Here is a 23961-nt window from a genome sequence, read left to right on the forward strand (position 1 = left end):
ATACTCTAGTCCTGGTATTGTTTCCTGTATTTCTGGTGTTTTGGTTTTGCGTTTGGTGGTGGGCTTGCTTTTTGGTTTGCTGTTGTTTGATTTTCCTCGTTCTGCTCTAATTCTGGTAATTTTGTGGAATAATTAAGTGGGCGATACGTCTACGGCTGGGGAAGCGATCGCATGAAATCAAGTTACTCTAGTTTCTGACCAGGGCAGTGATTATTTTTCTCACAGAACCCATTTGTGCATATAATTTCAATGTTCATGTTCTCGTAGAACCGATAAATCACCCACCCACAGCCTTGACACCAGCAGAACTCAAACAACTTGAAGCGAACCTTTGGCAGAGTGCCGATACCCTACGGGCAAATTCGGACTTGATATCTAGTGAATATTCTACGCCCGTTATGGGGTTAATATTTCTCAAATTTGCTGATAATAAGTATCGCCAGTTTGAGGTAGAGATTCAGCAAGAATTTGAAGCCCTGAAAGGAACTCGCAGAGAAAAAAGTATTTCCGAAATTGCTATTGAAAAATGTGGGTTTTATCTGCCTGAAAAAGCCCGCTATGACTATCTGCTGACTTTGCCAGATGACCAGGATATCGCCCAAGCAATTAAAACGGCGATGCAGGAAATAGCTAAGTATAAGCAAGAACTTGAGGGGGTATTGCCTGAAGATGAATATTTCCGGCTGGTTAGGGGTGAAGATAAAAGCATACCGAAGCGGTTATTAAAGAACTTCTCCAATATTCCCGCCGATGCTGCTGGGGATATGTTCGGGCAGATTTATCAATATTTTTTGGGTAATTTTGCTCTCGCAGAGGGACAGGGTGGTGGTGAATTTTTTACACCGGATTCTGTGGTGCGGTTGATGGTGGAAATTATCGAACCCCATCAGGGTAGAGTATTTGATCCTGCTAGCGGTTCTGGGGGTATGTTCGTTCAGTGTGCCAGATTTGTGAAAGAGAACGGAACGGAAAATGATCTCAATAACTTGTTTGTCTGTGGACAAGAAAAGCGCCTGGAAACTGTGAAACTGGCAAAGATGAACATTGCAGTCAACGGGTTACGGGGGGAAGTCAAGCAAGCGAATACATACTACGAAGACCCATTTAACAGCTTTGGCGAGTTTGATTATGTTCTGGCTAATCCACCGTTTAACGTGGATGATGTGAATCTGACTCAGGTAGAAAAGGATGCCAGATTTAACACCTACGGTATCCCCCGCAATAAAACCAAGGTGAAGAAGCAGCAGGAAGGTCAGCAGACTGTACCTAATGCCAATTATCTCTGGATTAATCTATTTGCCACATCCCTCAAGCCCAAGGGTAGGGCGGCGTTAGTCATGGCTAATTCGGCATCAGATGCGCGTCACTCTGAGGCTGATATTCGCAAAACGCTAATTGAGGAAAATTTGATTTACGGGATGCTTACCCTACCGTCGAATATGTTTTACACGGTGACGCTCCCGGCGACGCTGTGGTTTTTTGATCGGGGCAAGATAGATGATAAAATTCTGTTTATTGATGCCCGAAATATTTTTACTCAGGTTGATAGGTCGCACCGAGAATTTTCAGCAGAACAAATTAGTAATATTGCGATTATTAGCCATTTGCGCCGGGGTAAAAAGCATCGGTTTATTAAACTGATTAATCGCTATTTTGAGCAAGGGATGGTGAAGCTAAGAGAGAATCAAGCACAGGTGCAGCAAGTTTCCCAGCAGTTAATCACTGTGTTGAATGATGGGACGGATGATGTGAAAGCTAGGGAAGCGGCTGTTGATTTTCTCAATTTGTGGGATGATTTGCCAGATTTAGAAATTCAGTATCAAGGTTATTTAGATAAATATAATTTACCAGAAATAAATATAGATACCCAAAATCAAGCACAGCAAGAACTCAGTGCGGCATTTAAACCATTTTTTGATGATCTCCATCTGGGATTGAAGCAGCTTGATAAAACTATCCGCGCCCATGAAACGGCTTTAGCAGCAAAGGCTAAGGAAGAGGGGAAACGGGGACAGGTTGACAAGCAAGTGAAGACGCTGAAAACGACGCTGAAAACGCTGCATACTGAGGTAAAATCGGCGGAATCATTTTTTCTCCACATTCGCTGGTTACAGGAACGCTTCCCGAAGGCAGAATATGAGGATGTGACGGGGTTGTGTAAGTTGGCGACTCCCGCAGATGTGAAGGAACAGGATTATTCGCTCAATCCTGGGCGGTATGTGGGGGTGGTGATTGAGGAAGATGGGAAGACTGAGGAGGAGTTTATTGAGGAGATTTTGAGTTTAAATGATGAGTTGGAAAAGTTAAATCAAGAGGCACACTTGTTAGAGGGGATTATTGCTCATAATGTGAAAGAGATTGCAGGTGATAATTAGGTAAGAGTAAAGGAATAAATCTATGACTACTCGTGAATCCGTAGTTAATAAGTTACAAAAATTACCTAGCTCTCTGTTGTCAAGAGTAGATGAGTTTCTCGATTTTTTGATCGCTCAACAGCAAGACCAAGGAGTTAATGTTCAATCTGAAGATACTCTAACAGATAGGTGGAAGCAGTGGTTTGAAGCGGTTGATCTATTATCTGTATCAACTCATCAACCGCAAGATAATTAAATGATTATGAGAAATTGTGAGGAGATTATTGCTCATAATATGCAGAACATTGTGGTGTATTTATGAGCGATTGGAAAGAAGTTAGGCTCAAAGATGTATGCGAAAAGATAACGGTTGGTCATGTTGGATCAATGGCTGATCAATATCAGCCATTAGGAATACCGTTTTTGAGATCGTTAAATATCAATCCGTATAAAATTAATTTTAATGATTTGAAATATATAGATGAAAAATTTAACTCTAAATTAAAAAAATCTATTTTAAAACCGAATGATGTTGCAATTGTTCGGACTGGCTATCCTGGAACAGCTTGTGTAATACCAAAATCACTAGGCATTGCAAATTGCAGTGATTTAGTAATAGTCAGACCTGGAAAGGAGCTTAATTCGTATTTCTTGGCAGCAATATTTAATTCTACTTTTGGAAAAAACTTAGTTTCGGGAAACCTTGTTGGAGCGGCGCAACAGCATTTTAATATTACAGTTGCAAAGGAGTTAAAGCTTAAATTACCACCTAAAAAATTACAAGATAAGATTGCGGCGATACTTTCTGCTTATGATGACCTGATTGAAAACAATAATCGCCGTATTGCCATATTAGAAAAAATGGCAGAGGAAATCTACCGCGAGTGGTTTGTCCGTCTGCGCTTTCCGGGTCATGAACAAGTTAAGTTTAATAAAGGCATCCCGGATGGTTGGGAGAGAAAGAGATTTGACAAGTTTTGCTTACTCCAAAGGGGTTACGACTTGCCAGATGCTCAAGTTAAGGCTGGTAAATATCCAGTAATTGCTTCAACTTCAATCAAGACTTATCACAATGAATTTAAAGTTAATCCTCCAGTCATTACAACTGGGCGTTCAGGTTCTCTAGGCACAGTTATATTTATAAATAGTCGTGCTTGGCCTTTAAACACAACATTATTCGTCAAGAACTTTTATAGTAATTCACCAAATCTGATTTACTACACACTAAAATTTTTAAAACTTGAAAATTTTAATTCTGGTGCTGGTGTACCCACACTAAACAGAAACCATTTAGGTGGACTTTATATGTCTGTCCCGCCCCGAAATATCCAAAAACAATTCGATAGTAAAATTTCAATTATTTTTAAGCAAAAAGAGATTTTAACTGAGTCTAACAATGTATTGACCCAATCCCGCGATCGCCTTCTAACTCGTCTCATCTCAGGTAAGCTTTCCGTCGAAGACTTAGACATCCAATTTCCGCCCAGCATGACAGAATAACTAGAAGAAATCGGTTAAAATTGGGACATTAATAGAGGATGAATATCAAAAAAGCTCTATTATTGTGTAGCTTGCCTAAACTATGCCTAACTTTATCTCTGAAGATGACATCGAACAAGCGGTACTCAGTAAATTAAAGCAGCAGCACGGCTTTAAATTACTCAACTGCTTCACCCCTAACCGAGATGATCTCAACGACAGATCCAACCGCACAGATAAACGAGATGTCATTTTTAGCGATCGCCTGAAAGCAGCAGCAATTCGCCTCAACCCCAGCTTACCAGCAGCAGCCATAGACCAAGGTTTAGAAACTCTCACGAATAAACGTCAGGCTATGTCTCCCATCGCCGCAAATCGGGAAGTAGAAAGGCTAATTCGTGACGGTATCCCCATTGAATATGAAAACGCCCAAGGTAGAACCGAACCGGGGAAAGTGCGCGTTATAGATTTTAACGACTTTAGCCTCAATGGAAATAATGAATATTTAGCCGTTTCTCAACTTTGGATTCAAGGAGAAAGAAACTATCGCCGTCCTGATATCCTGCTCTATATCAACGGTTTACCCCTAGTTTTCATCGAACTAAAAAACTCCAACATCAAACTGCAAACAGCCTTTGACGACAACCTCAGCGACTACAAAGAAGATATTCCCCAACTCTTTCTCACCAACGCCTTCTGCATCCTCTCCAACGCCCTAGAAACCAAAATCGGCAGCTTTACCGCCGAGTGGGAACACTTTTTTAACTGGTTACGAGTGGACGATGAAAAGGAAAAAATAGATCGTCAGCAGATTCAGGAATCTGGAACGAGCCTGGAACGAGCCATAGATGGGCTTTGTCACCCGCCTAAATTACTCGACTACATCGAAAACTTTATTCTCTACCACAAAGAAACTCAGAAAATCATCGCCCAAAACCACCAGTTCATCGGGGTAAATCGCGCCATTGATGCTTTCATCCACCGGGAAGAAAAACAGGGCAAATTAGGGGTCTTCTGGCACACACAAGGCTCTGGTAAAAGCTTTTCGATGATTTTTTATGCTCGGAAGATTTTCCGCAAGCTCACGGGCAATTTTACCTTTGTCATCATTACCGACCGTGACGATTTAGATGGGCAGATTTACCGCAATTTCTTAAACACCGAAACGGTTAAAAAGAGCGAAGCAGCCCAACCGAAAAATAGTCAACAGATGCGGGAGTATCTCTCGCTAAACAAGCAAATCGTTTTTACCTTGATTCAAAAATTCCGCTACGACAAGAGTAAAAAGTATCCACTATTGAGCGATCGCAATGACATCATTGTAATTGTCGATGAAGCACACCGCACCCAGTATAAAACCTTAGCGGAAAATATGCGGGCAGGTTTACCCAATGCCAATTATCTCGCCTTTACAGGTACACCCCTATTAGGTAAAAAGCGCAAGACTAACGAATGGTTTGGCGATTATGTCAGCGAGTATAACTTTTCGCAGTCAATGGATGATGGTGCAACCGTTCCCCTGTTTTACCAGAAGCGAGTACCAGAGGTATTGATTCAAAACGAGGATTTAAGCGAGGAATTTTATCAAATTATCGAAGATGAAAACCTGGATGACACCCAGCAAGCCAAGCTAGAGAGGAAATTTGCCCGTGAAACGGAGGTAATAAAACGCGATGATAGGTTAGAGACAATAGCGAAAGATATTGTTTACCACTTTCCCCGTCGTGGCTACCTTGGTAAAGGCTTGGTGGTTTCTCTAGATAAATTCACTGCTGTGAAAATGTACGACAAAGTACAGTATCACTGGAAAGCAGAAATTAAAAATTTGCTGGGAAGGATTAAAAAATCAAGTAACGACATTGAGAAACTGCGCTTGAAAAAGATTCTCGAATTTATGCGAGAAACCCAAATGGCTGTGGTGATTAGTCTAGAAGGAAGCGAGAGCGAAGTTACCAAATTTGCTCAACAAAAACTTGATATTAAACCCCACCGCGAACGAATTAATACTGTTGATGCACAGGGACATGATATCGAGTATCAGTTTAAACAACCCGAAAATCCCCTGCGGTTGGTGTTTGTCTGCGCCATGTGGCTGACTGGTTTTGATGCGCCCACTCTCTCGACGCTTTACCTTGACAAGCCGATGAAAGACCACACACTGATGCAAACTATCGCCCGTGCGAATCGCGTCACCTCATATCAGATTCACAACGTCACCAAAAGTAACGGCGAGATTATTGATTATTACAACGTTTTCCGCAACATGAAGCAAGCCTTGGCGGATTACGCTTTGGGTGATGATGGAAACAAGGAAGAGTCACCCATTCAAGAAAAGTTTAACCTGTTTGAATTACTGGATGATGCGATCGCGCAAGGGCTGAATTTTTGCCATGAACGGGGGATTGATTTGGAAAACATCCTCAAAATTCCAGAGACTTTCCAGAAATTAGAGCAATTTAACCAGTTTGCTGACACACTACTGCAAAAAGACGAATGGCGTAAAGCATTTTTTGTTTATCAAAATACCATTACCTCACTCTATGAAGCCTGTAAACCAGAGATAATCAACCAACCACGTCCACTGGTTTCCATCTTCCAATATCTGCGAGGAGTGCTGGATAGCATCATTGAACGCAAAGATATTGATCATGCAAGTTTAAAAATTGCTGAACTGCTAGATGAAAGCATAGTAGCTGACAATCAAGGGATTACCACCCAAGAATATAGTGCAGAATACAACATTATCCAGAAAGGTCAAGTCTGGGATTTAAGTCAAATTAACTTTGAGCAACTAAAAGCCGAATTTACCCACAAACCATATAAAAATATTGAAATTACCGACTTACGCAGTTTTATTGAAGACAAGCTGAACAAAATGATTCAGCAAAACACCACCCGCGCCGACTTCGCCCAAAGGCTTCAAGCCATCATTGACAAATACAATGCTGGTGGTTCATCAACAGAAAACTACTACGAAGCCCTGGTGAATTTTACCGAAAACTTGAAAGCAGAAGCTGAACGCCATATTCGGGAAGGGTTGACAGAAGACGAACTGGAACTGTTTGATTTGCTGAAAAAAGACAAAATGACTACTGAGGAAACCCAAAAAGTCAAGTTAGCTGCACAGTCTCTCTTGCATCGTTTGACAGGAGAACAGCCAAAAGTATTAGTTCAAGACTGGTATAAAGATATGCAAAGTCAGAGTAAGGTAAAGTCCGCAGTTGAAGCAGTGTTAGATCAAAATCTGCCTGACAGTTATGATCGGGTGTTGTTTAAGTCCAAATGCGACACCGTATTTGATTTGATCTATGACCATGCCAGCAAAGGTGTCAAATGGGCAGCATGATCAAGGAACAGTGTTGTAAATTTACATCAATATATAAAACTATAGGCTATTGATCGCCCCCTCAACCTGTTTACAGAATTGCACTTTTAACTCCCCTCTGACTTACCACCAGCAGGGGAATCTTTTTTTTGCAACCAATCTCTAATCGCCTCCTCCAAAGCCGCAGTTTGCGTCATTTCCAGACGCGCACAGGCAATTTCAAAGGCTATTTTTATGTCTTTAGGGACTCTTCCCCTAACCTCTCTAGTTTCTTCTGCCATCCTAATTTGAAGCCCAAGCTTGCGGCTTTCATTTTTGCACAGTCTTTGAGAAAAAAATCACTTGCGCTATTGCGTCATTGCGTCATTGCGCTATAATTAAGGGAAGTAAAAAACAACTAACAACCATGTCACTTTTCTCAAATCCACAAAATCAAAGACACTATGAGCGTTATTACAATTCAATGTCGCTTAGTTGCTGAGGAAGACAGCCTCCGTCAACTATGGGAATTGATGACTGAAAAAAATACACCATTCATCAATGAAATATTGCTACAGATAGGAAAACACCCAGAATTTGAAACTTGGCTAGAAAAAGGGAGAATACCTGCTGAATTACTTAAAACACTGGGTAATTCCCTCAAAACTCAAGAACCTTTTACTGGACAACCTGGACGTTTTTACACCTCAGCAATTACCTTAGTAGATTATCTGTATAAATCCTGGTTTGCTTTACAGAAACGAAGAAAGAACCAAATAGAAGGGAAACAGCGTTGGCTAAAAATGCTCAAAAGTGATCAAGAACTTGAGCAAGAAAGTCAATCTAGTTTAGAAGTAATCCGTACTAAAGCCACCGAACTTTTTAGCAAATTTACCCCTCAATCTGATCAAAATGACAAACAGAAAAAGGGAAAAAAGACTAAAAAAGCCACAAAATCCAAAACATCTTCAATTTTCAAAATTCTCTTAAACACTTACGAAGAAACAGAAGAGCCTCTTACTCGTTGCGCTTTAGCATATCTACTCAAAAATAATTGTCAAATTAGCGAACTGGATGAAAACTCAGAAGAATTTACTAGAAATAAACGCAGAAAAGAAATAGAAATTGAGCGATTAAAAGATCAACTCCAAAGTCGCATCCCCAAAGGTAGAGATTTAACAGGAGAAGAGTGGTTAGAAACCTTAAAAATTGCCACCGTCAATGTCCCTCAAAATGAAAACGAAGCAAAAGCATGGCAAGCAGCACTTTTAAGAAAAACTGCTAATGTTCCCTTTCCTGTAGCTTATGAATCTAACGAGGATATGACATGGTTAAAAAATGATAAGAATCGTCTCTTTGTCCGGTTCAATGGCTTGGGAAAACTTACTTTTGAGATTTATTGCGATAAGCGTCATTTGCACTACTTCCAACGCTTCCTAGAGGATCAAGAAATTCTACGCAATAGTAAAAGGCAGCACTCAAGCAGTTTGTTTACTTTACGCTCAGGAAGAATTTCTTGGTTGCCAGGTGAAGAAAAAGGTGAACATTGGAAAGTCAATCAACTAAATTTTTATTGTTCTTTAGATACTCGAATGATGACTTGTGAAGGAACTAAACAGGTAGTTGAGGAGAAAGTTACAGCAATTACCGAAATTTTAAATAAAACAAAACAGAAAGATGATCTTAACGATAAACAACAAGCTTTTATTATTCGTCAGCAATCAACACTAGCTCGAATTAATAACCCTTTTCCTCGTCCCAGCAAACCTAATTATCAAGGTAAATCTTCTATCCTAATAGGTGTTAGTTTTGGACTAGAAAAACCAGTCACAATAGCGGTGGTAGATGTTGTTAAAAATAAAGTTATAGCTTATCGCAGTGTGAAACAACTACTTGGGGAAAACTATAATTTACTAAATCGTCAGCGACAACAACAGCAACGCCTCTCTCACGAACGCCACAAAGCCCAAAAACAAAATAAACCCAACGCTTTTGGTGAGTCAGAATTAGGGCAATATGTGGATAGATTGTTGGCTGATGGGATAATTGCGATCGCTAAAAAATATCAAGCTGGCAGTATAGTTTTACCAAAACTCCGCGATATGCGGGAGCAAATCAGCAGTGAAATTCAATCCAGAGCAGAGAACAGATGTCCTGGTTCTAAGGAAGGCCAAAAAAAATATGCTAAAGAATATCGGATTAACGTTCATCGCTGGAGTTATGGACGATTAATCGAGAGTATCCAATCCCAAGCAGCACAAGCTGGAATTGCAATTGAAACTGGGACACAATCAATCAGAGCTAGTCCACAGGAAAAAGCGCGAGATGTAGCTGTTTTGGCTTACCAAGAACGTCAAACTATTAACCCGGTCTAATTTAGTTTACTAATCCGAACCTTGAAAATATAATATAGATACAATAGCGCCGTAGTTCATGCTCCTTGGAGTCTCTGTACTATGAAAAATCTGGCTTAGTTTGGCAGTTGGAAGACTGTCATGCTTTCTGAGCCTGGTAGCTGCCCGCTTCTGATGCTGCTGTCGCAAGACAGGATAGGTGCGCTCCCAGCAATAAGGAGTAAGGCTTTTAGCCATAGTCGTTATTTATAACGATGTGGATTTCCACAGTGGTGGCTACTGAATCACCCCCTTCGTCGGGGGAATCCTCCCAAATCTTTTTTTTGGCAAACCATAAGCGGGGGCAAAAACCCTGGGGATCTGCCAAAACCTTGAATCCCTTGTCCAGTATTAATTTGACTCATTTGAAGAGTGATGAATGTCCTCCATTGAGAGCAAAAAAACAGATTTTTTAACAGGTTTGCCAAAATCGCATCTGGAAGCCTGTATTGGCAAGGGTCTAGACGGGCGCGGTTTCAACTACCATCCCGACTAGGGGTGGGTTGAAAGCTTGCACCCGATATAGTCCCTTGGACAAATATTGAAGTTTCAACTACCATCCCGACTAGGGGTGGGTTGAAAGGCGTATTAAATATTGGTTGTCAGTTGGCTCAAACGTTTCAACTACCATCCCGACTAGGGGTGGGTTGAAAGTAACGAAGCCTTGCTGCACTTTTATCTCCTTTCTTGGTTTCAACTACCATCCTGACTAGGGGTGGGTTGAAAGTTAGCTATCCAATTAGCTAACTTCACTTCTTCTAGGTTTCAACTAGCATCCCGACTAGGGGTAGTTAAAAATATATATAGGTTATTGACTTGCGTTAACCATTAAAATGGTTGCAAAGTAGAAATGATCATGGGGGGGGTTGAAAGGAGTGCTGCGATCGAACACATATCAATAATCAAATAATGCCCTTGCAGCAATAATTTATTGTATAGTAAATGTTAAGTTCATGCGACATTAATTTGCGAAAACTTAGAATAATTAAATTGACTCTGAAAAACAACCACCACGACATTAATTTGCGAATAACGACACTAAATTGCGAAATGCGACATTTAATTTGCGAACGTACAATGGAGAATAGGAGACTCGAACCCCTGACCTCTGCGGTGCGATCGCAGCACTCTACCAACTGAGCTAATTCCCCGTGCGAGTCTGGAGCGACAAACTCCGACACTCACCATATCATATATTAACATTTTAGGCGTTGTAAAATAGAAAAATGAATTTGTGGTATTTTAGCTCACCTTAGTTTCTAGCTGGGGTGATGAGTGCGATCGCACTAACCATCCACAAACATCTTTGTGATTCAGCAACGCTTATTTTTACTTTTAAACGGAGAGGGAGGGATTCGAACCCTCGTATACATTTCTGCATAACAGACTTTCCAGGTCTGCGCCTTCAACCACTCGGCCACCTCTCCAGGTGCCATGAATTTCAATAATAAAACGAAACTGCAAAAAATGCAATTATTAAACAAGATATTTTTACAATAAATTTAAAATCCTACATTCTCAAGCAAAAACAAGATGGTTCAGACTCACTCAATCAGAGTTCGCGATCGCGCTACTGGCGAATCATACACCCTGCAAGTTCCAGAAGACCGCTATATCCTGCACACAGCCGAACATAATGGTGTGGATCTGCCATTCTCCTGCCGTAACGGGGCTTGCACCACTTGCGCTGTCAGGGTGTTGTCAGGAGAAATTTACCAACCCGAAGCCATTGGACTATCCCCAGAGTTGCGCCGTCAGGGTTACGCTTTGTTATGTGTAAGTTATGCTCGTTCTGACTTGGAAGTAGAGACACAAGACGAAGACGAAGTTTATGAACTCCAGTTTGGGCGTTTTTTCGGTAAGGGTAAAGTCAAAGCGGGTTTCCCCTTAGATGAAGATTAGAGGCAAAATGAATATTGTGGCAGGGTGCAGATACTTACAAGATAAATTTGCATTTTCAAAAGCGCAATTTATCATCTTGGCGCAAAAAATAGCAATATTATCCTGTTTGTTGTTATTGGTGAGTTGTCAAGCCAAAAGTCAATCAACAAATATTCTCGCTGAAGTGAAAATAGCGCGGGTTGTCAGTGGACAAACCTTAGAAGTGCTGGGAATGGCAGAACAACCAAATTTGATTTCCCAAGTACGCTTAATAGGTGTGGATGCACCAGATTCGCGTCAGTTACCTTGGGGAGATGATGCCAAAGAAATGTTAGAAAAATTGATTGATAGTCCCCAAAAATCTATCAAATTGGAATTTGACTTAGAAGCCAAAGACAAATTTGGACGCACATTAGCTTATGCGTGGAAAGATCAGGTATTTTTGAATGAACAAGTCCTCAAACAAGGGTATGCTCTATTTGTAGCGCGATCGCCTAACCACAAATACGATAATCGCCTAGAGAATGCCCAGCAATGGGCTAGACTCATGGGCAAAGGCATCTGGAACCCAGAAAAACCCATGCGTCTGACTCCCGGTGAATTTCGCCGTATGAATCGTTAAAAAGGGAACAGGGAAGAAGAAGATGGGGAGCAAGGGAGCAGGGGAGCAGAGGAGCATGGTAAAAATTTCTTCTTTCTTCTTTTTTCTGACTCCTGACTTCTTTCTTCTTTTTTCTGACTCCTGACTCCTGACTCCTGACTCCTTCTTCTGACTAATGACTAACTTACAAATTTTTCTAGATATTGCTACTGAAGCAGCCTTAGCGGCTGGTGTTATTTTGCAAGACTATTTGGGTAAAGTTGAGGATGCAATTACCGAAAAAGGCAGACCTGGTGATTTAGTTACAGCAGCTGATAAGGCTTCTGAAAAGGTGATTTTGGAAATACTACAACGTCATTTTCCTCAACATTCCATTCTCGCGGAAGAATCGGGAAAATTGGGAGATCAAACAAATGAATATCTCTGGGCTATTGATCCTTTGGATGGTACAACTAACTACGCCCATCAATATCCCTGTTTTGCAGTTTCCATTGGCTTGTTGATTCAAGGTATACCGAAAGTTGGTGTAATTTATGAGCCATTCCATAACGAACTATTCCGGGCTGCTGCTGGCTTAGGTGCAACTCGCAACCGCAGACCCATTAAAGTTTCTAGAAATGCTGAATTGAGTAGAAGTTTATTAACAACAGGATTTGCTTATGATCGCCGGGAAACTACGGACAATAATTATGCAGAATTTTGTCATCTTACTCATCTTACTCAAGGTGTTCGGCGTGGCGGTTCAGCATCCTTAGATTTGGCTTATGTTGCTTGTGGCCGTGTTGATGGTTATTGGGAGAGAGGTATTGCTCCTTGGGATGTTGCGGCTGGTATAATTTTAGTACAGGAAGCTGGTGGATTGGTAACAGCTTATGATGGTACGACTCTAAATATTGAATCAGGGAGAATCCTGGCTACTAATGCTTATATTCACAACGAGCTAAGTCAAAAATTAATGCAAATCTCGCCTCTGTCATCTTGGTAAACAAGAAAAACTGCTGAGATTTGATAAATAAAAATTACAGGCAGGTTAAACTATAAAAATTGGCGCTTGGGTGCAAGATTTCTATATGTCTTTAAAAATAGATGGTGGACTATTTAAATATGATTTCATAGATTATCACGCAATTCTGTGTGTTCCTGTTGATGCGGATGCCAAAGAAGTACGTAGACGTTATCTCAAAGTTGCTCGTCGCTTGCACCCAGATAGTTCCATAGTTGCCAAGACTTCTGACAAAGATATAGCCAATATGTTACTATCCAAGCTGGTGAATCCGGCTTATGAAAAACTGTCTGTAGAACGTAATCGGGCAGAATATATTTTGGTTTTGTCCCAAATTGGCAAGCGTCTAGCACAAGAGTCAACAGAGATAGAACTGAAGACTGAGGCAGCTAAGGAATTAGCGATCGCACCTAACATTGATTTAGCGTATAAAACCGCACTTGCTAAAATTGCAGAAATCCAATTTGCTGAGTTACAGCAAACGACCCAATTCATTGCCCAAATTAGTGAATTGAATTTAGTGTACTTAATGCGGTGTGCAGGTAAGTTAAATATAACGACACCAGTTGTTAAACTGGCAATTCATTCCAGCACACCACCCCCACCACCACCACCACCACCACCAAAAGAAGACTCCGTGGTGGAACAGTACCTAAGACGCGCTCAAACTCTGATTAAGAATAACCAATTTGTCCCAGCCAAAGTAGAATTACAAGAAGCCTTGAAGTTGGAGCCGAAAAATAGTCGCGCCCATAGCTACATGGCTGTATTATATATGCGGCAAAATCAGCTAAAAATGGCAAGAATTCACTTCGATAATGCACTTAAATTAGATCCCAAAGACCCCATCGCTTTGGAGTGGAAACCCAAAGTTGATCAGGTTTTAGGGAATCAATCTGGTACTAGTCAGGTGAAAAAATCAGCCGATAGCGGAGAGTCACAACCAGATAAGTCTGGAAATGGTGGTTTGTTTGGTGGTTTGTTTGGTGGGAAGAAAAAATAATGGTGTATCAACCAGCAGCGGGAGCTAGGGATTTATTGCCCTTAGATGTGGCTCAAAAACGCTGGATTGAAGATAGGTTACAACAAGTTTTTCATCGTTGGGGATATCACAGGATTATCACCTCAACTTTGGAAAGAATGGATACTTTAATGGCTGGTGGAGCAATTCAACGCCATCAGGTAATACAGTTACAAAATGGGCAAGATGAAGAATTGGGACTGCGTCCAGAACTCACAGCTTCTATTGCCAGGACAGTAGTTACTCGCATGGCAGAGGCTACTTATCCCCAAAGATTGTATTACAATGCTAATGTGTTTCGTCGTAACTGGGAAAAGCGACATAATCGCCAGCAAGAGTATTATCAGGCTGGAGTAGAGTTGCTAGGATCAGGTGGGTTACTGGCAAATGCAGAAGTGTTGCTGTTGGTAGCCAATTGTTTAGAAGCTTTGGATTTGCGGGGATGGCATTTAATTCTAGGTGAAGCGGGAATTACCAAATTTCTGCTTGATGCTTTTCCAACCAATGTCAGAAGTAAAGTGCGGAGTGCGATCGCTCATTTAGATAGAGTAGCTTTAGATACTTTACCTCTGAGTGAAGAACTGCACGAACGTGCCAGAATTATGCTCGATTTGCGTGGTAATAGTGCAGATGTCTTGGCAAAAGTCAGCAGTTTAAACTTAGATGCAGATCAACAAGAAGCAGTAAATAATCTCAAATCTCTCGTCGAGTTACTAGAATCAGAAGGTAAATTTGCCTTAATTCTTGACTTGAGTTTGATTCAAACCATAGACTATTACACAGGTATAGTGTTTGAAGTAGTTAGTAATACTGATGGTCAGGCACAGGTACTAGGGCGCGGTGGTCGTTATGATCAGCTTCTAGGGTTATATCATCCTCAAGGCGAAAACATTCCCGGCATAGGCTTTGAATTGAGCATTGACGATTTATACCAAGTTCTTGCTTCTACTCAGCAATTACCGCAAACTACCCCAGCGAGTAACTGGTTAGTAGTGCCAGAAGGCAAAAATGCTGATGCTGCTGCCTTTGCTTACGCCCAAAAACTGCGAGATTCTACTCACTTAGTGCGGGTAGAAATGGACTTGGGGGGAAGGGATACAGAAGCTATTCGGAACTATGCAAGCGATCGCTCTATCTCCCAAATCGCCTGGATTAAAGCCGATGGTTCACCCACAATTGAAGCAGTCCGTTAACAGGTAATATTACAAATTGTTACGCTAAAACTGCTGATTCAATAAAGAGAGGGAATCGAAAAAATGCCACATACAATTGTGACGGACGTTTGTGAAGGTGTTGCTGACTGCGTAAGTGCTTGTCCTGTAGCTTGCATCCATCCAGGTCCTGGTAAAAACATCAAAGGAACTGATTGGTACTGGATAGACTTTGCTACCTGTATCGACTGTGGCATCTGTTTACAAGTTTGCCCAGTAGAAGGAGCAATCTTACCAGCAGAACACCCTGAATTGCAAAAAATAGCAGATTAGGTGGATAGGTGATAGGTGACAGGTGATAGGTGACAGGTGACAGGTGACAGTAAATCATTTTATTGATTACCTATTCCCTATTACCTATTCCCTATTACCTATTCCCTGTTCCCTATTCCCTATTCCCTATTCCCTGTTCCCTGTTCCCTATTACCTATTCCCTGTTCCCTGTTCCCTGTTCCCTATTTCTTATTTCTTATGACTAATAACTATTTATTAACAGTTGAAAATGTCCATGCGGGATATATTAAAGATGTAGATATCTTGCAAGGTATAAATTTCCGGGTTGCAGCAGGAGAATTAGTTACCGTCATCGGTCCTAACGGTGCTGGGAAATCCACTTTAGCCAAAACCATTTTTGGACTTTTGACACCCCACACAGGTACTATTACCTTCAAAGGGCAAAATATTACTGGTTTAAAATCAAATCAAATCGTGCAGAGGGGAATGTGTTATGTTCCCCAAATCGCTAATGTTTTTCCTTCTTTAACAATAGAGGAAAATTTAGAAATGGGGGCTTTTGTGCGGAATGTCCCCTTGAAACCCTTAAAAGATAAAATTTATACCATGTTTCCCAGATTGAGCGATCGCCGTCGTCAACGCGCTGGTACACTATCTGGTGGAGAACGTCAGATGTTAGCAATGGGTAAAGCTTTAATGTTAGAACCCAGTTTATTATTATTAGATGAACCTTCTGCGGCTTTATCTCCCATTTTAGTAAAGCAAGTATTTGAGCAAATTAAACAAATTAATCAATCTGGTACTGCGATAGTTTTAGTAGAACAAAATGCCCGTAAAGCATTAGAAATGGCAGACCGTGGTTGTGTTTTAGAATCGGGAAGAGATGCTATTACTGGTCCGGGATTAGAACTATTGAATGATCCCAAGGTGGGAGAATTATATTTAGGTGCAGGAAAACATTAAAAGGCAAGGAGTCAGAAGTCAGAAGTCAGGAGTCAGAATTTAGAACTATGCACATTGAAGAATTACATTTACAGAATTTTCGAGGTTTTCAAGAACTTAAATTGAAACTTCCTCCAGATTTAGCTGTCTTCATTGGTGTTAATGGTTCAGGTAAGTCATCCATTTTAGATAGTGTTGCTATATTTTTATCAGAATTTGTATCTTTATTTAATACAGCATTTTCTAAATTTGATTTAACAGAAGATGATATTAACATCAACTCAGATACAACCTATAACAATATTAGTATTTTTACTGATGCAAATACAAAATTGATCTGGAAAAATGTCAAGTCTTCTACAAAAGATTTACAAAGATTAGCAGAGTATGAAGTAATACAGCATAACACACGAATGGTAATACATGATTTTGCTGTACAAATAGTTGAAAATATTACTGTATTACCTGAGTCAAGTTTACCAATATTACCAATTTTAGTTTATTATCAAACAAATCGAATATTAATAAGTTCTGAATCTTTAGAAGATTTAAGTAAAGATGAACGAGAAAATAGTTATATTAATAATCAATTTGATGGTTATAAAGAATCATTTTCACGGAAAATAAATGATTTTAGAGATTTTTTATACTGGTTTAAAGAAGAAGAAGAATATGAAAATGAAGTTAGATTAAGAACAAATGCCAACTTTAGAAGTTATAATTTAGAACTTATTAGGATAGCATTACAAAGATTTTTAGAAGGTTTTCCCAATACTGTTTTTTCCGATTTACACATAGTGCGTGTAAGTTATAGTCGCAATGGTAATATTCGTCGTTCAATTAAACCTTCATTAGTCATCAAAAAAAATGGTGAAAACTTTAAACTAGATCAACTTTCCGATGGTGAAAAAACCTTACTGATGTTAGTCGTTGACATCGCCAGAAGGTTAGCAATTTTAAATCCTAGTATTACCGATCCTTCAGAACTCCTACAAAAAGGAACAGGAATAATATTAATTGATGAAATAGATTTACATTTACATCCTCAATGGCAAAGAATAGTCATTCCCAGCTTTAGAAGAACATTCCCCAACTGTCAATTTATTGTTACTACTCATTCACCTCAAGTTTTGAGTGGAGTAAAGCGAGAAAACGTATTTATTTTAGAAGATTCAAAAGTTGTAGAATTTACACCCCATACTTTTGGGAGAGACAGTAACTCAATTCTATTTGAAGTTATGGGTGTAGAAAAAAGACCTGCACAAATGCAGGAAAGAATAGATAATTGCTTTGAATTAATAGATGATGGTAGATTAGAAGAAGCAAAAATACAACTCAAAGAATTATCTGATTCATTGGGAGAAAATGATTTAGATATAGTCAAAGCTCATACACTTATTGACTTTTTAAACAGGGTAGAATGAAACGCATTATTAAAGGAACAGAACCTCCTTGTCTTCTGAAATATCGACAAATAGATGGGGCAAATTATGACGGGTATCATCCCAAAGAACCTTTAAAAAAGGCATTATTGGCAGAACAAGGTTATATTTGTTGCTATTGTATGCGACGAATATCTGAAGAGAATATGGAAATTGAGCATTGGCAACCAGAAAGTAAATATCCAGAATTGCAAATAACCTATAAAAATCTTCTTGCTTCTTGTTCAGGTAATCGTGGTAGTAAAAAGGATAATCAGCATTGTAATCCCAGAAAAGGTGATACAGAAATTACTATTAATCCCGCAGATTATAAAAATTGTGAAAATTACATCAAGTATAGTTCACAAGGAAAAATATTATCTGATGATGAAACTATAAATTATGAACTAGATACTATTCTGAATCTCAATATTCAAACTCTTAAAGAAAATCGTAAAGTAGCTTTCGATACGGTAATTGCAGTATTAAATAAAAAATTCCCTAACAAAACTTGGTCACAAGAAGCTATCAAAAAGAAACTCGAAGAACTGAGTAGCAAAGATGCCGAAGGTAAATATAGTCCATACTGCCAATATCTTGTTTGGTATTTAAGCAAAAGATTAAATAACCCTTAAACCGTGTAATCAGGTACTCTCACATTATTATTAAATCTGATATCTTCCTAAAAATCATATAGAAGTTGTCAGGAAGATTCATGAGTAGAATTAACGGATTTATAGGTCGTCGTAACTTCTTAAAATTTGCAGGTTTAACCACCTTAAGTATTGGGAGTATTACTGCCTGTAATGGCATGGTTACTAACCGAGAAACAATTACCATTCCTGAAACTAATCCTAATCCTAACCCAGTTAGTGCAAATGAAGCCAGAAGAAGATTAATAGAAGGGAACAAAAGATTTATAAATCAAAATCGTCGATATCCCAATCAATCAAAAAAACGTTTACAATCTGTTGCTAAAATACAGTATCCTTTTGCAGCAATATTAGGCTGTGCTGATTCTCGCGTACCAACGGAAATGGTTTTTGATCAAGGATTAGGAGATTTATTTGTTGTGCGTGTAGCTGGTAATGTTGCCAGTGATGAAACTATAAGTAGTTTAGAGTATGCTGCGGCTACTTTAGGGACACAACTAATAGTTGTTTTGGGTCATAAAAGATGTGGTGCAGTTCGAGAATCCATCAACAATAGACAATTTTTTAATCAAATTAGATCCGTTCCTGAGAATATTGACGGTATTGACAATATTAATTCTGACAATATTGACGGTGTTGATAATAGTGACGATTTTGAAAATATTGAACCACCCTTTTCTGAAAACCAAACGAAGACAAATGATGTTGATAGTAATAAAAATGCAGTAATTAATAATATTCAATATCAGACAGATAAATTGCGGAAAAATTCAGCAGTTTTAGAACGTTTGATTCAGGCTGATAGGTTAAGAATTGTTAGTGCTTTTTACGATATTGATACTGGCAAAGTTCAATTTTTAACTTGATTTTTTCCTTTCTCATTTCTTTTTGAGATTTGATAGGAGAAAACCTATAAACAATATCTATGATGAAATCATTGAAAGATTTGTATAACCAAAATCAAGCTGTTATACTGTTTTTATATGTGCTTAACTAGAAGACGTGAAAAAACAAAAGTATGTGAAAAAATATAAATTAGCCTGAAAACTTCTTTACTTTTGCCTTGTTATAACGACAATTTTTAAGGAATACTTACTTAGGATCAAAATTTTTGATTGTGAAATTGAAATAAAAAATATTCATGCATCTTCAACTCAACACAAATCATCTCCAAATTATCAAAAACCACGCCCAAAAAACCTACCCAGACGAATGTTGTGGACTACTACTGGGCTACTTAGGTAGTGAATATAAAACTGTGGTAGAAGTAATACCTACAGAAAACGCTTGGAATACAGAAGCGTCTAATTTTACAGAAGAAACACAGAGTATCAAGCGAAGATATGCGATCGCACCCCAAATCATGTTACAAACGCAGAGAGAAGCCAGAAACCGCAATCTAAATATCATTGGGATCTATCACTCCCATCCCGATTATCCCGCTATACCTTCAGAATGCGATCGCCTCTATGCTTGGCCAGAATACTCGTATATAATAGTTTCCGTTCAAAATGGTAAAATTGGTGAACTGCACAGCTTTTGTCTTGACAACAAGCACCAGTTTCAAGCAGAAACCATTGAAGACATAAATTTAACGACTTAAGTTAACAACGGATATCGTTTTTAGTTAGGATTAATACTCCTCGCCTTCTCATCTAACTACTATGCTCAATCCCAATCTGGATGAAATCCAGTTGACCAAAGACGATTATGAACGCTACTCTCGCCACTTAATTTTGCCAGAAGTGGGACTAGAGGGACAAAAACGCCTCAAAGCTGCCAGTGTATTGTGTATCGGTACAGGTGGACTAGGTTCACCATTGCTGTTATATTTAGCCGCAGCAGGTATTGGCCGCATCGGTATTGTTGATTTTGACGTGGTTGATACTTCCAACCTGCAACGTCAAGTAATTCACGGTACATCCTGGGTAGGTAAACCTAAGATTGAATCCGCGAAAAACCGTATTCACGAAATTAACCCCCATTGTCAGGTTGATTTATACGAAACTCGCATAAGTTCCGAAAACGCCTTAGATATCATTCGTCCTTACGATATCGTCGTAGATGGAACTGATAACTTCCCCACACGCTATTTAGTCAACGACGCTTGCGTATTATTAGACAAACCCAACGTTTACGGTTCAATCTTCCGTTTTGAAGGACAAGCAACTGTATTTAACTACGAAGGTGGTCCCAACTATCGTGACTTGTATCCAGAACCACCACCACCAGGAATGGTTCCCTCCTGTGCAGAAGGTGGTGTATTAGGGATTTTACCGGGTATTATTGGCGTTATCCAAGCCACGGAAACAGTCAAAATAATTATTGGTCAAGGTAATACTCTTAGTGGACGCTTGATGCTTTACAACGCTTTGGATATGAAATTCCGGGAGTTGAAACTGCGTCCCAACCCTATCCGTCCAGTCATCGAAAAATTGATAGACTACGAAGAATTCTGTGGTATTCCCCAAGCAAAAGCAGAAGAAGCGAAACAGCAGATGGAAATTCAAGAAATGACCGTCAAGGAATTGAAGGCATTACTAGATAGCGGTGCAAAAGATTTTCTACTGTTAGATGTACGCAACCCCCATGAGTACGAAATTGCGAAAATTCCCGGTTCTGTATTAGTACCTTTACCAGATATTGAAAATGGTGATGGTGTGACTCAGGTGAAGGAACTACTCAACGGACACCGCTTGATTGCTCATTGTAAAATGGGCGGACGTTCTGCCAAAGCTCTGGCTATCCTCAAGGAAGCAGGTATTGTGGGAACAAATGTCAAAGGTGGAATTAATGCTTGGAGTCAGGAAGTAGATCCTTCTGTTCCACAGTATTAATAATAGGTGACAGGTGACAGGTGACAGAAAAGAGGCAAAAGGCAAGATTTCTGGATTTTGAGTTTTGAATTTATTTCTCCCCTGCACCACTATCACCAATCATTCCTGCATGGTACAAGTCCCCGGATTTATCTGTAGGATGAATCTAAAATCTAAAATCCAAAATCCAAAATCGGATGACTACCTCAAAATCTCAACCAAGTGTTTTATGGGTTCAAGTTTGGGTTTTAGCAGGGTTGCAGGGAGCTATTACCTTAGCTTGGTTGGTTTATAATGCCTATTTACCCCAACTTTTGACTCAGTTTGGCTTTCCTGCATCTTTAGCAGCGATCATTCTGGTTGTGGAAAATGCTTTAGCTGTGGTGATGGAACCACTAATGGGGGGACTTTCCGATCAAAATCAACAGAAATTCGGAACTCGCTTTCCTTTTATTTCCTTTGGTGTAATTTTAGCATCCACTTTGTTAATTGCTATTCCCTGTGTTGCTACTTTTGTGCCACCAACTGAGGTGATACGCGGTATTTTACCTCTAACTTTAATAGCTTGGGCGTTAGCAATGACAGTCTTTCGTTCTCCAGCTTTTGCCTTGTTGGTAAAATATTCCATGCCAGCTGAGTTACCTTTAGCATTCAGTTTTGTCACTTTAGCAGGGGGTTTGGTCGGGGCTTTTCGTGGAGTTGCTAATACCTTTATTCTCAGTTTAGGCGCAGTTTGGGCTTTTGCGATCGCATCTTTTGTTCTTCTAGCAGCAGCTTTTACACTACGGTTTTTCCAACCTCCAGAAACACCAACAGAATTACAAAACCTACAAACACCAAAAATACCTTTTCAAAATGTATCTTTTATTTTTCTCACAGGTTTTAGCATCGCTTGGGGTTCGCGTTTGCTCATGGATTCTTTAGGCAAAACCCTGAAAGCCCAATTAAACACAAACGATATCACTGCAATCATGCTTTGCATTGGTTTAGCTTTTGCCGTCACAGCTTTACCTGCTGGATTTTGTGCTACCAAAGTAGGTAATCGTCGGGCAATGCTTGGAGGTATTATTTTAACTATTTTATCAATGCTGTTAATGGCTTACCTGCGCGCACAGATTCCCATTATAATTCTTATAATAGCGAGTTTCAGTTTAATTGTCAATGGGGCAATTCCATTTATCTTAGAATTAATGCCCCCTCGCTGGGCTGGTTTAGGTATTGGTAGCTATTTTGGTGGGTTCTCTTTGGCAATGAGTGTATTTGGATCTGTGTTTACCCCAGGGATAACGGTTATAGTCAGTTGTATAGCTGGTGCATTGGCATTTCTGCTGGCTGGTGTGTGTATTCTGTTACCTCAAAGGGGCGATTTTTAATTTTTAATTTCTAATTTTTAATTTCAATTGCGTTACAATCTTCTCAACCTTTTTTTTCCCAAGAGTACCAATCGCGCATTTTCCGGTTAAAATAGTATATCTGTTCTAATCAAACTTCCAACGTAAACTTCCTTAAATCCTATATTTAGAGGCTCTAATGGCAACCAACACAGCAGATACTTCTGGTAAGCAAAAAGCACTGACGATGGTACTCAACCAGATTGAGCGCAGCTTTGGTAAAGGAGCAATCATGCGTTTGGGTGATGCTACCCGGATGCGTGTAGAAACTATATCCACAGGGGCGCTGACTTTGGATTTAGCCTTGGGTGGTGGTTTACCCAAAGGGCGGGTAATTGAGATTTATGGGCCGGAAAGTTCTGGTAAAACTACAGTAGCTCTTCATGCGATCGCAGAAGTACAAAAAAACGGCGGTATTGCTGCCTTCGTTGATGCAGAACACGCCCTAGATCCTACCTACGCCGGCGCATTAGGTGTAGATATTGACAATTTACTCGTTTCCCAACCAGACACAGGTGAAGCAGGTTTAGAAATTGTTGACCAACTAGTACGTTCTGCCGCAGTTGATATTGTCGTCATTGACTCCGTAGCCGCCCTAGTACCCCGCGCAGAAATCGAAGGCGATATGGGTGATACTCACGTTGGTTTACAAGCCCGATTAATGAGCCAAGCCTTAAGAAAAATTACAGGTAATATTGGTAAATCTGGTTGCACAGTAATTTTTATTAACCAATTACGGCAAAAAATCGGTGTCACCTACGGTAGCCCAGAAACAACAACTGGCGGTAATGCGTTGAAATTTTACGCTTCCGTGCGTCTAGATATTCGTCGGATTCAAACCTTGAAAAAAGGCTCAGATGAATTTGGTAATCGCGTCAAAGTAAAAGTAGCCAAAAATAAAGTAGCACCACCGTTTAGAATCGCTGAATTTGACATTATTTTTGGTAAGGGAGTTTCTACCCTTGGTTGTTTAGTTGACTTAGCAGAAGAAACCGGTGTCCTCCTGCGTAAAGGTGCTTGGTACAGCTACAACGGTGAAAACATCTCCCAAGGTCGAGACAACGCGATCAAATACTTAGAAGAAAAAACAGAATTTGCTGCCAAAATTGAAGAACAAGTACGTGAAAAGCTGGATAAAGGCGCTGTAGTTTCTGCTAACTCTGTTTCTAAAGTCAATGAAGAAGAGGAAGAAGAAGAGACTGAATTAGAAGAAGAATAATTAGAAATAGGGTGTAGGGTGTTCTTAATTTTGGATTT

General features: G+C 39.8%; 20 protein-coding genes, 2 tRNA genes and 1 CRISPR repeat array. Of the genes, 19 read left to right on the forward strand and 3 right to left on the reverse strand.

The window, feature by feature from the left end; genetic code table 11:
- Positions 1-206 precede the first annotated feature (206 nt).
- The 4 genes from ACLLO5_RS17755 (at position 207) to ACLLO5_RS17770 (ending at position 7179) form a co-directional block, all read left to right on the forward strand.
- The gene (locus tag ACLLO5_RS17755) at positions 207-2375 is read left to right on the forward strand and encodes a type I restriction-modification system subunit M (protein WP_413171804.1); all 2169 of its coding nucleotides are present in this window, start codon (positions 207-209) and stop codon (positions 2373-2375) included.
- 22 nt (positions 2376-2397) lie between these two features.
- Positions 2398-2610 (forward strand): hypothetical protein, encoded by a 213-nt coding sequence (locus ACLLO5_RS17760; RefSeq protein WP_413171805.1) that lies wholly within the window; start codon positions 2398-2400, stop codon positions 2608-2610.
- A 62-nt stretch (positions 2611-2672) separates the two neighbouring features.
- Positions 2673-3854 (forward strand): restriction endonuclease subunit S, encoded by a 1182-nt coding sequence (locus tag ACLLO5_RS17765; RefSeq protein ID WP_413171806.1) that lies wholly within the window; start codon positions 2673-2675, stop codon positions 3852-3854.
- Between the two features lie 82 nt (positions 3855-3936).
- Positions 3937-7179 carry a type I restriction endonuclease subunit R gene (locus tag ACLLO5_RS17770; RefSeq protein WP_413171807.1) on the forward strand — a complete coding sequence of 1081 codons (3243 nt, stop codon included), beginning with the start codon at positions 3937-3939 and terminating at the stop codon, positions 7177-7179.
- A gap of 86 nt (positions 7180-7265) precedes the next feature.
- On the opposite strand, the gene ACLLO5_RS17775 is transcribed toward ACLLO5_RS17770, so the two are convergent.
- Positions 7266-7439, reverse strand: a complete 174-nt coding sequence (locus ACLLO5_RS17775; protein ID WP_413171808.1) for a hypothetical protein — start codon at positions 7437-7439, stop codon at positions 7266-7268.
- Between the two features lie 162 nt (positions 7440-7601).
- Here ACLLO5_RS17775 and cas12k point away from each other — a divergent pair, with 162 nt between their 5' ends.
- Entirely contained in the window at positions 7602-9512 is a 1911-nt protein-coding gene (gene cas12k, locus ACLLO5_RS17780) for a type V CRISPR-associated protein Cas12k (RefSeq protein WP_413171809.1), read from the forward strand.
- Positions 9513-10003: 491 nt separating this feature from the next.
- A CRISPR array of direct repeats spans positions 10004-10329; the repeat unit is 37 nt; unit sequence GTTTCAACTACCATCCCGACTAGGGGTGGGTTGAAAG.
- Between the two features lie 279 nt (positions 10330-10608).
- On the opposite strand, the gene ACLLO5_RS17785 is transcribed toward cas12k, so the two are convergent.
- Both ACLLO5_RS17785 and ACLLO5_RS17790 read right to left on the reverse strand, forming a co-directional pair.
- Positions 10609-10681 (reverse strand) — tRNA-Ala (locus ACLLO5_RS17785).
- Positions 10682-10870: 189 nt separating this feature from the next.
- Positions 10871-10957, reverse strand: a tRNA-Ser gene (locus ACLLO5_RS17790).
- A gap of 106 nt (positions 10958-11063) precedes the next feature.
- On the opposite strand from ACLLO5_RS17790, the gene ACLLO5_RS17795 reads away from it, so the two are divergent.
- The 14 genes from ACLLO5_RS17795 (at position 11064) to recA (ending at position 23923) form a co-directional block, all read left to right on the forward strand.
- Complete coding sequence (locus ACLLO5_RS17795) at positions 11064-11432, forward strand: 2Fe-2S iron-sulfur cluster-binding protein (RefSeq protein WP_413171810.1); 369 nt, start codon at positions 11064-11066, stop codon at positions 11430-11432.
- A 7-nt stretch (positions 11433-11439) separates the two neighbouring features.
- Positions 11440-12033, forward strand: a complete 594-nt coding sequence (locus tag ACLLO5_RS17800; protein WP_413171811.1) for a thermonuclease family protein — start codon at positions 11440-11442, stop codon at positions 12031-12033.
- Positions 12034-12187: 154 nt separating this feature from the next.
- Positions 12188-12997, forward strand: coding sequence for an inositol monophosphatase family protein (locus tag ACLLO5_RS17805; RefSeq protein ID WP_413171812.1), 810 nt, complete (start codon positions 12188-12190; stop codon positions 12995-12997).
- A gap of 85 nt (positions 12998-13082) precedes the next feature.
- A complete protein-coding gene (locus ACLLO5_RS17810; RefSeq protein ID WP_413171813.1) occupies positions 13083-14018 on the forward strand; it encodes a J domain-containing protein in 936 nt (311 codons plus the stop codon).
- Positions 14018-15229, forward strand: a complete 1212-nt coding sequence (locus ACLLO5_RS17815) for an ATP phosphoribosyltransferase regulatory subunit (RefSeq protein ID WP_413171814.1) — start codon at positions 14018-14020, stop codon at positions 15227-15229. Before ACLLO5_RS17810 ends, ACLLO5_RS17815 begins: the two co-directional genes overlap by 1 nt.
- A 63-nt stretch (positions 15230-15292) precedes the next feature.
- The gene (locus tag ACLLO5_RS17820) at positions 15293-15520 is read left to right on the forward strand and encodes an indolepyruvate ferredoxin oxidoreductase subunit alpha (RefSeq protein ID WP_413171815.1); all 228 of its coding nucleotides are present in this window, start codon (positions 15293-15295) and stop codon (positions 15518-15520) included.
- Between the two features lie 198 nt (positions 15521-15718).
- Positions 15719-16444, forward strand: a complete 726-nt coding sequence (locus ACLLO5_RS17825; RefSeq protein ID WP_413171816.1) for an ABC transporter ATP-binding protein — start codon at positions 15719-15721, stop codon at positions 16442-16444.
- A 47-nt stretch (positions 16445-16491) separates the two neighbouring features.
- Complete coding sequence (locus ACLLO5_RS17830; protein ID WP_413171817.1) at positions 16492-17847, forward strand: AAA family ATPase; 1356 nt, start codon at positions 16492-16494, stop codon at positions 17845-17847.
- On the forward strand, positions 17844-18479 hold the full coding sequence (locus ACLLO5_RS17835) for a retron system putative HNH endonuclease (protein ID WP_413171818.1): 636 nt from the start codon (positions 17844-17846) through the stop codon (positions 18477-18479). The genes ACLLO5_RS17830 and ACLLO5_RS17835 overlap by 4 nt, the downstream gene beginning before the upstream one ends.
- Before the next feature lie 80 nt (positions 18480-18559).
- The gene (locus ACLLO5_RS17840; RefSeq protein ID WP_413171819.1) at positions 18560-19363 is read left to right on the forward strand and encodes a carbonic anhydrase; all 804 of its coding nucleotides are present in this window, start codon (positions 18560-18562) and stop codon (positions 19361-19363) included.
- A gap of 275 nt (positions 19364-19638) precedes the next feature.
- Entirely contained in the window at positions 19639-20100 is a 462-nt protein-coding gene (locus tag ACLLO5_RS17845) for a Mov34/MPN/PAD-1 family protein (RefSeq protein WP_413171820.1), read from the forward strand.
- A 61-nt stretch (positions 20101-20161) separates the two neighbouring features.
- Positions 20162-21334 carry a molybdopterin-synthase adenylyltransferase MoeB gene (gene moeB, locus ACLLO5_RS17850; protein WP_413171821.1) on the forward strand — a complete coding sequence of 391 codons (1173 nt, stop codon included), beginning with the start codon at positions 20162-20164 and terminating at the stop codon, positions 21332-21334.
- Positions 21335-21510: 176 nt separating this feature from the next.
- Positions 21511-22686 carry an MFS transporter gene (locus tag ACLLO5_RS17855; RefSeq protein WP_413171822.1) on the forward strand — a complete coding sequence of 392 codons (1176 nt, stop codon included), beginning with the start codon at positions 21511-21513 and terminating at the stop codon, positions 22684-22686.
- 157 nt (positions 22687-22843) lie between these two features.
- On the forward strand, positions 22844-23923 hold the full coding sequence (gene recA / locus ACLLO5_RS17860) for a recombinase RecA (protein WP_413171823.1): 1080 nt from the start codon (positions 22844-22846) through the stop codon (positions 23921-23923).
- The last annotated feature ends 38 nt before the right edge of the window (positions 23924-23961 follow it).

This window comes from Anabaena azotica SJ-1 (assembly GCF_047275885.1).
In the GTDB taxonomy this organism is placed as follows: Bacteria; Cyanobacteriota; Cyanobacteriia; order Cyanobacteriales; family Nostocaceae; genus Trichormus_B; species Trichormus_B azotica_A.

Excerpts from the sequence above, each read along its gene's own strand:
- ACLLO5_RS17760 (WP_413171805.1), top strand. The coding sequence starts at position 2,398 with ATGACTACTCGTGAATCCGTAGTTAATAAGTTACAAAAATTACCTAGC.
- ACLLO5_RS17765 (WP_413171806.1), top strand. The coding sequence starts at position 2,673 with ATGAGCGATTGGAAAGAAGTTAGGCTCAAAGATGTATGCGAAAAGATA.
- ACLLO5_RS17770 (WP_413171807.1), top strand. The coding sequence starts at position 3,937 with ATGCCTAACTTTATCTCTGAAGATGACATCGAACAAGCGGTACTCAGT.
- ACLLO5_RS17775 (WP_413171808.1), bottom strand. The coding sequence starts at position 7,439 with ATGGCAGAAGAAACTAGAGAGGTTAGGGGAAGAGTCCCTAAAGACATA.
- cas12k (WP_413171809.1), top strand. The coding sequence starts at position 7,602 with ATGAGCGTTATTACAATTCAATGTCGCTTAGTTGCTGAGGAAGACAGC.
- ACLLO5_RS17795 (WP_413171810.1), top strand. The coding sequence starts at position 11,064 with ATGGTTCAGACTCACTCAATCAGAGTTCGCGATCGCGCTACTGGCGAA.
- ACLLO5_RS17800 (WP_413171811.1), top strand. The coding sequence starts at position 11,440 with ATGAATATTGTGGCAGGGTGCAGATACTTACAAGATAAATTTGCATTT.
- ACLLO5_RS17805 (WP_413171812.1), top strand. The coding sequence starts at position 12,188 with ATGACTAACTTACAAATTTTTCTAGATATTGCTACTGAAGCAGCCTTA.
- ACLLO5_RS17810 (WP_413171813.1), top strand. The coding sequence starts at position 13,083 with ATGTCTTTAAAAATAGATGGTGGACTATTTAAATATGATTTCATAGAT.
- ACLLO5_RS17815 (WP_413171814.1), top strand. The coding sequence starts at position 14,018 with ATGGTGTATCAACCAGCAGCGGGAGCTAGGGATTTATTGCCCTTAGAT.
- ACLLO5_RS17820 (WP_413171815.1), top strand. The coding sequence starts at position 15,293 with ATGCCACATACAATTGTGACGGACGTTTGTGAAGGTGTTGCTGACTGC.
- ACLLO5_RS17825 (WP_413171816.1), top strand. The coding sequence starts at position 15,719 with ATGACTAATAACTATTTATTAACAGTTGAAAATGTCCATGCGGGATAT.
- ACLLO5_RS17830 (WP_413171817.1), top strand. The coding sequence starts at position 16,492 with ATGCACATTGAAGAATTACATTTACAGAATTTTCGAGGTTTTCAAGAA.
- ACLLO5_RS17835 (WP_413171818.1), top strand. The coding sequence starts at position 17,844 with ATGAAACGCATTATTAAAGGAACAGAACCTCCTTGTCTTCTGAAATAT.
- ACLLO5_RS17840 (WP_413171819.1), top strand. The coding sequence starts at position 18,560 with ATGAGTAGAATTAACGGATTTATAGGTCGTCGTAACTTCTTAAAATTT.
- ACLLO5_RS17845 (WP_413171820.1), top strand. The coding sequence starts at position 19,639 with ATGCATCTTCAACTCAACACAAATCATCTCCAAATTATCAAAAACCAC.
- moeB (WP_413171821.1), top strand. The coding sequence starts at position 20,162 with ATGCTCAATCCCAATCTGGATGAAATCCAGTTGACCAAAGACGATTAT.
- ACLLO5_RS17855 (WP_413171822.1), top strand. The coding sequence starts at position 21,511 with ATGACTACCTCAAAATCTCAACCAAGTGTTTTATGGGTTCAAGTTTGG.
- recA (WP_413171823.1), top strand. The coding sequence starts at position 22,844 with ATGGCAACCAACACAGCAGATACTTCTGGTAAGCAAAAAGCACTGACG.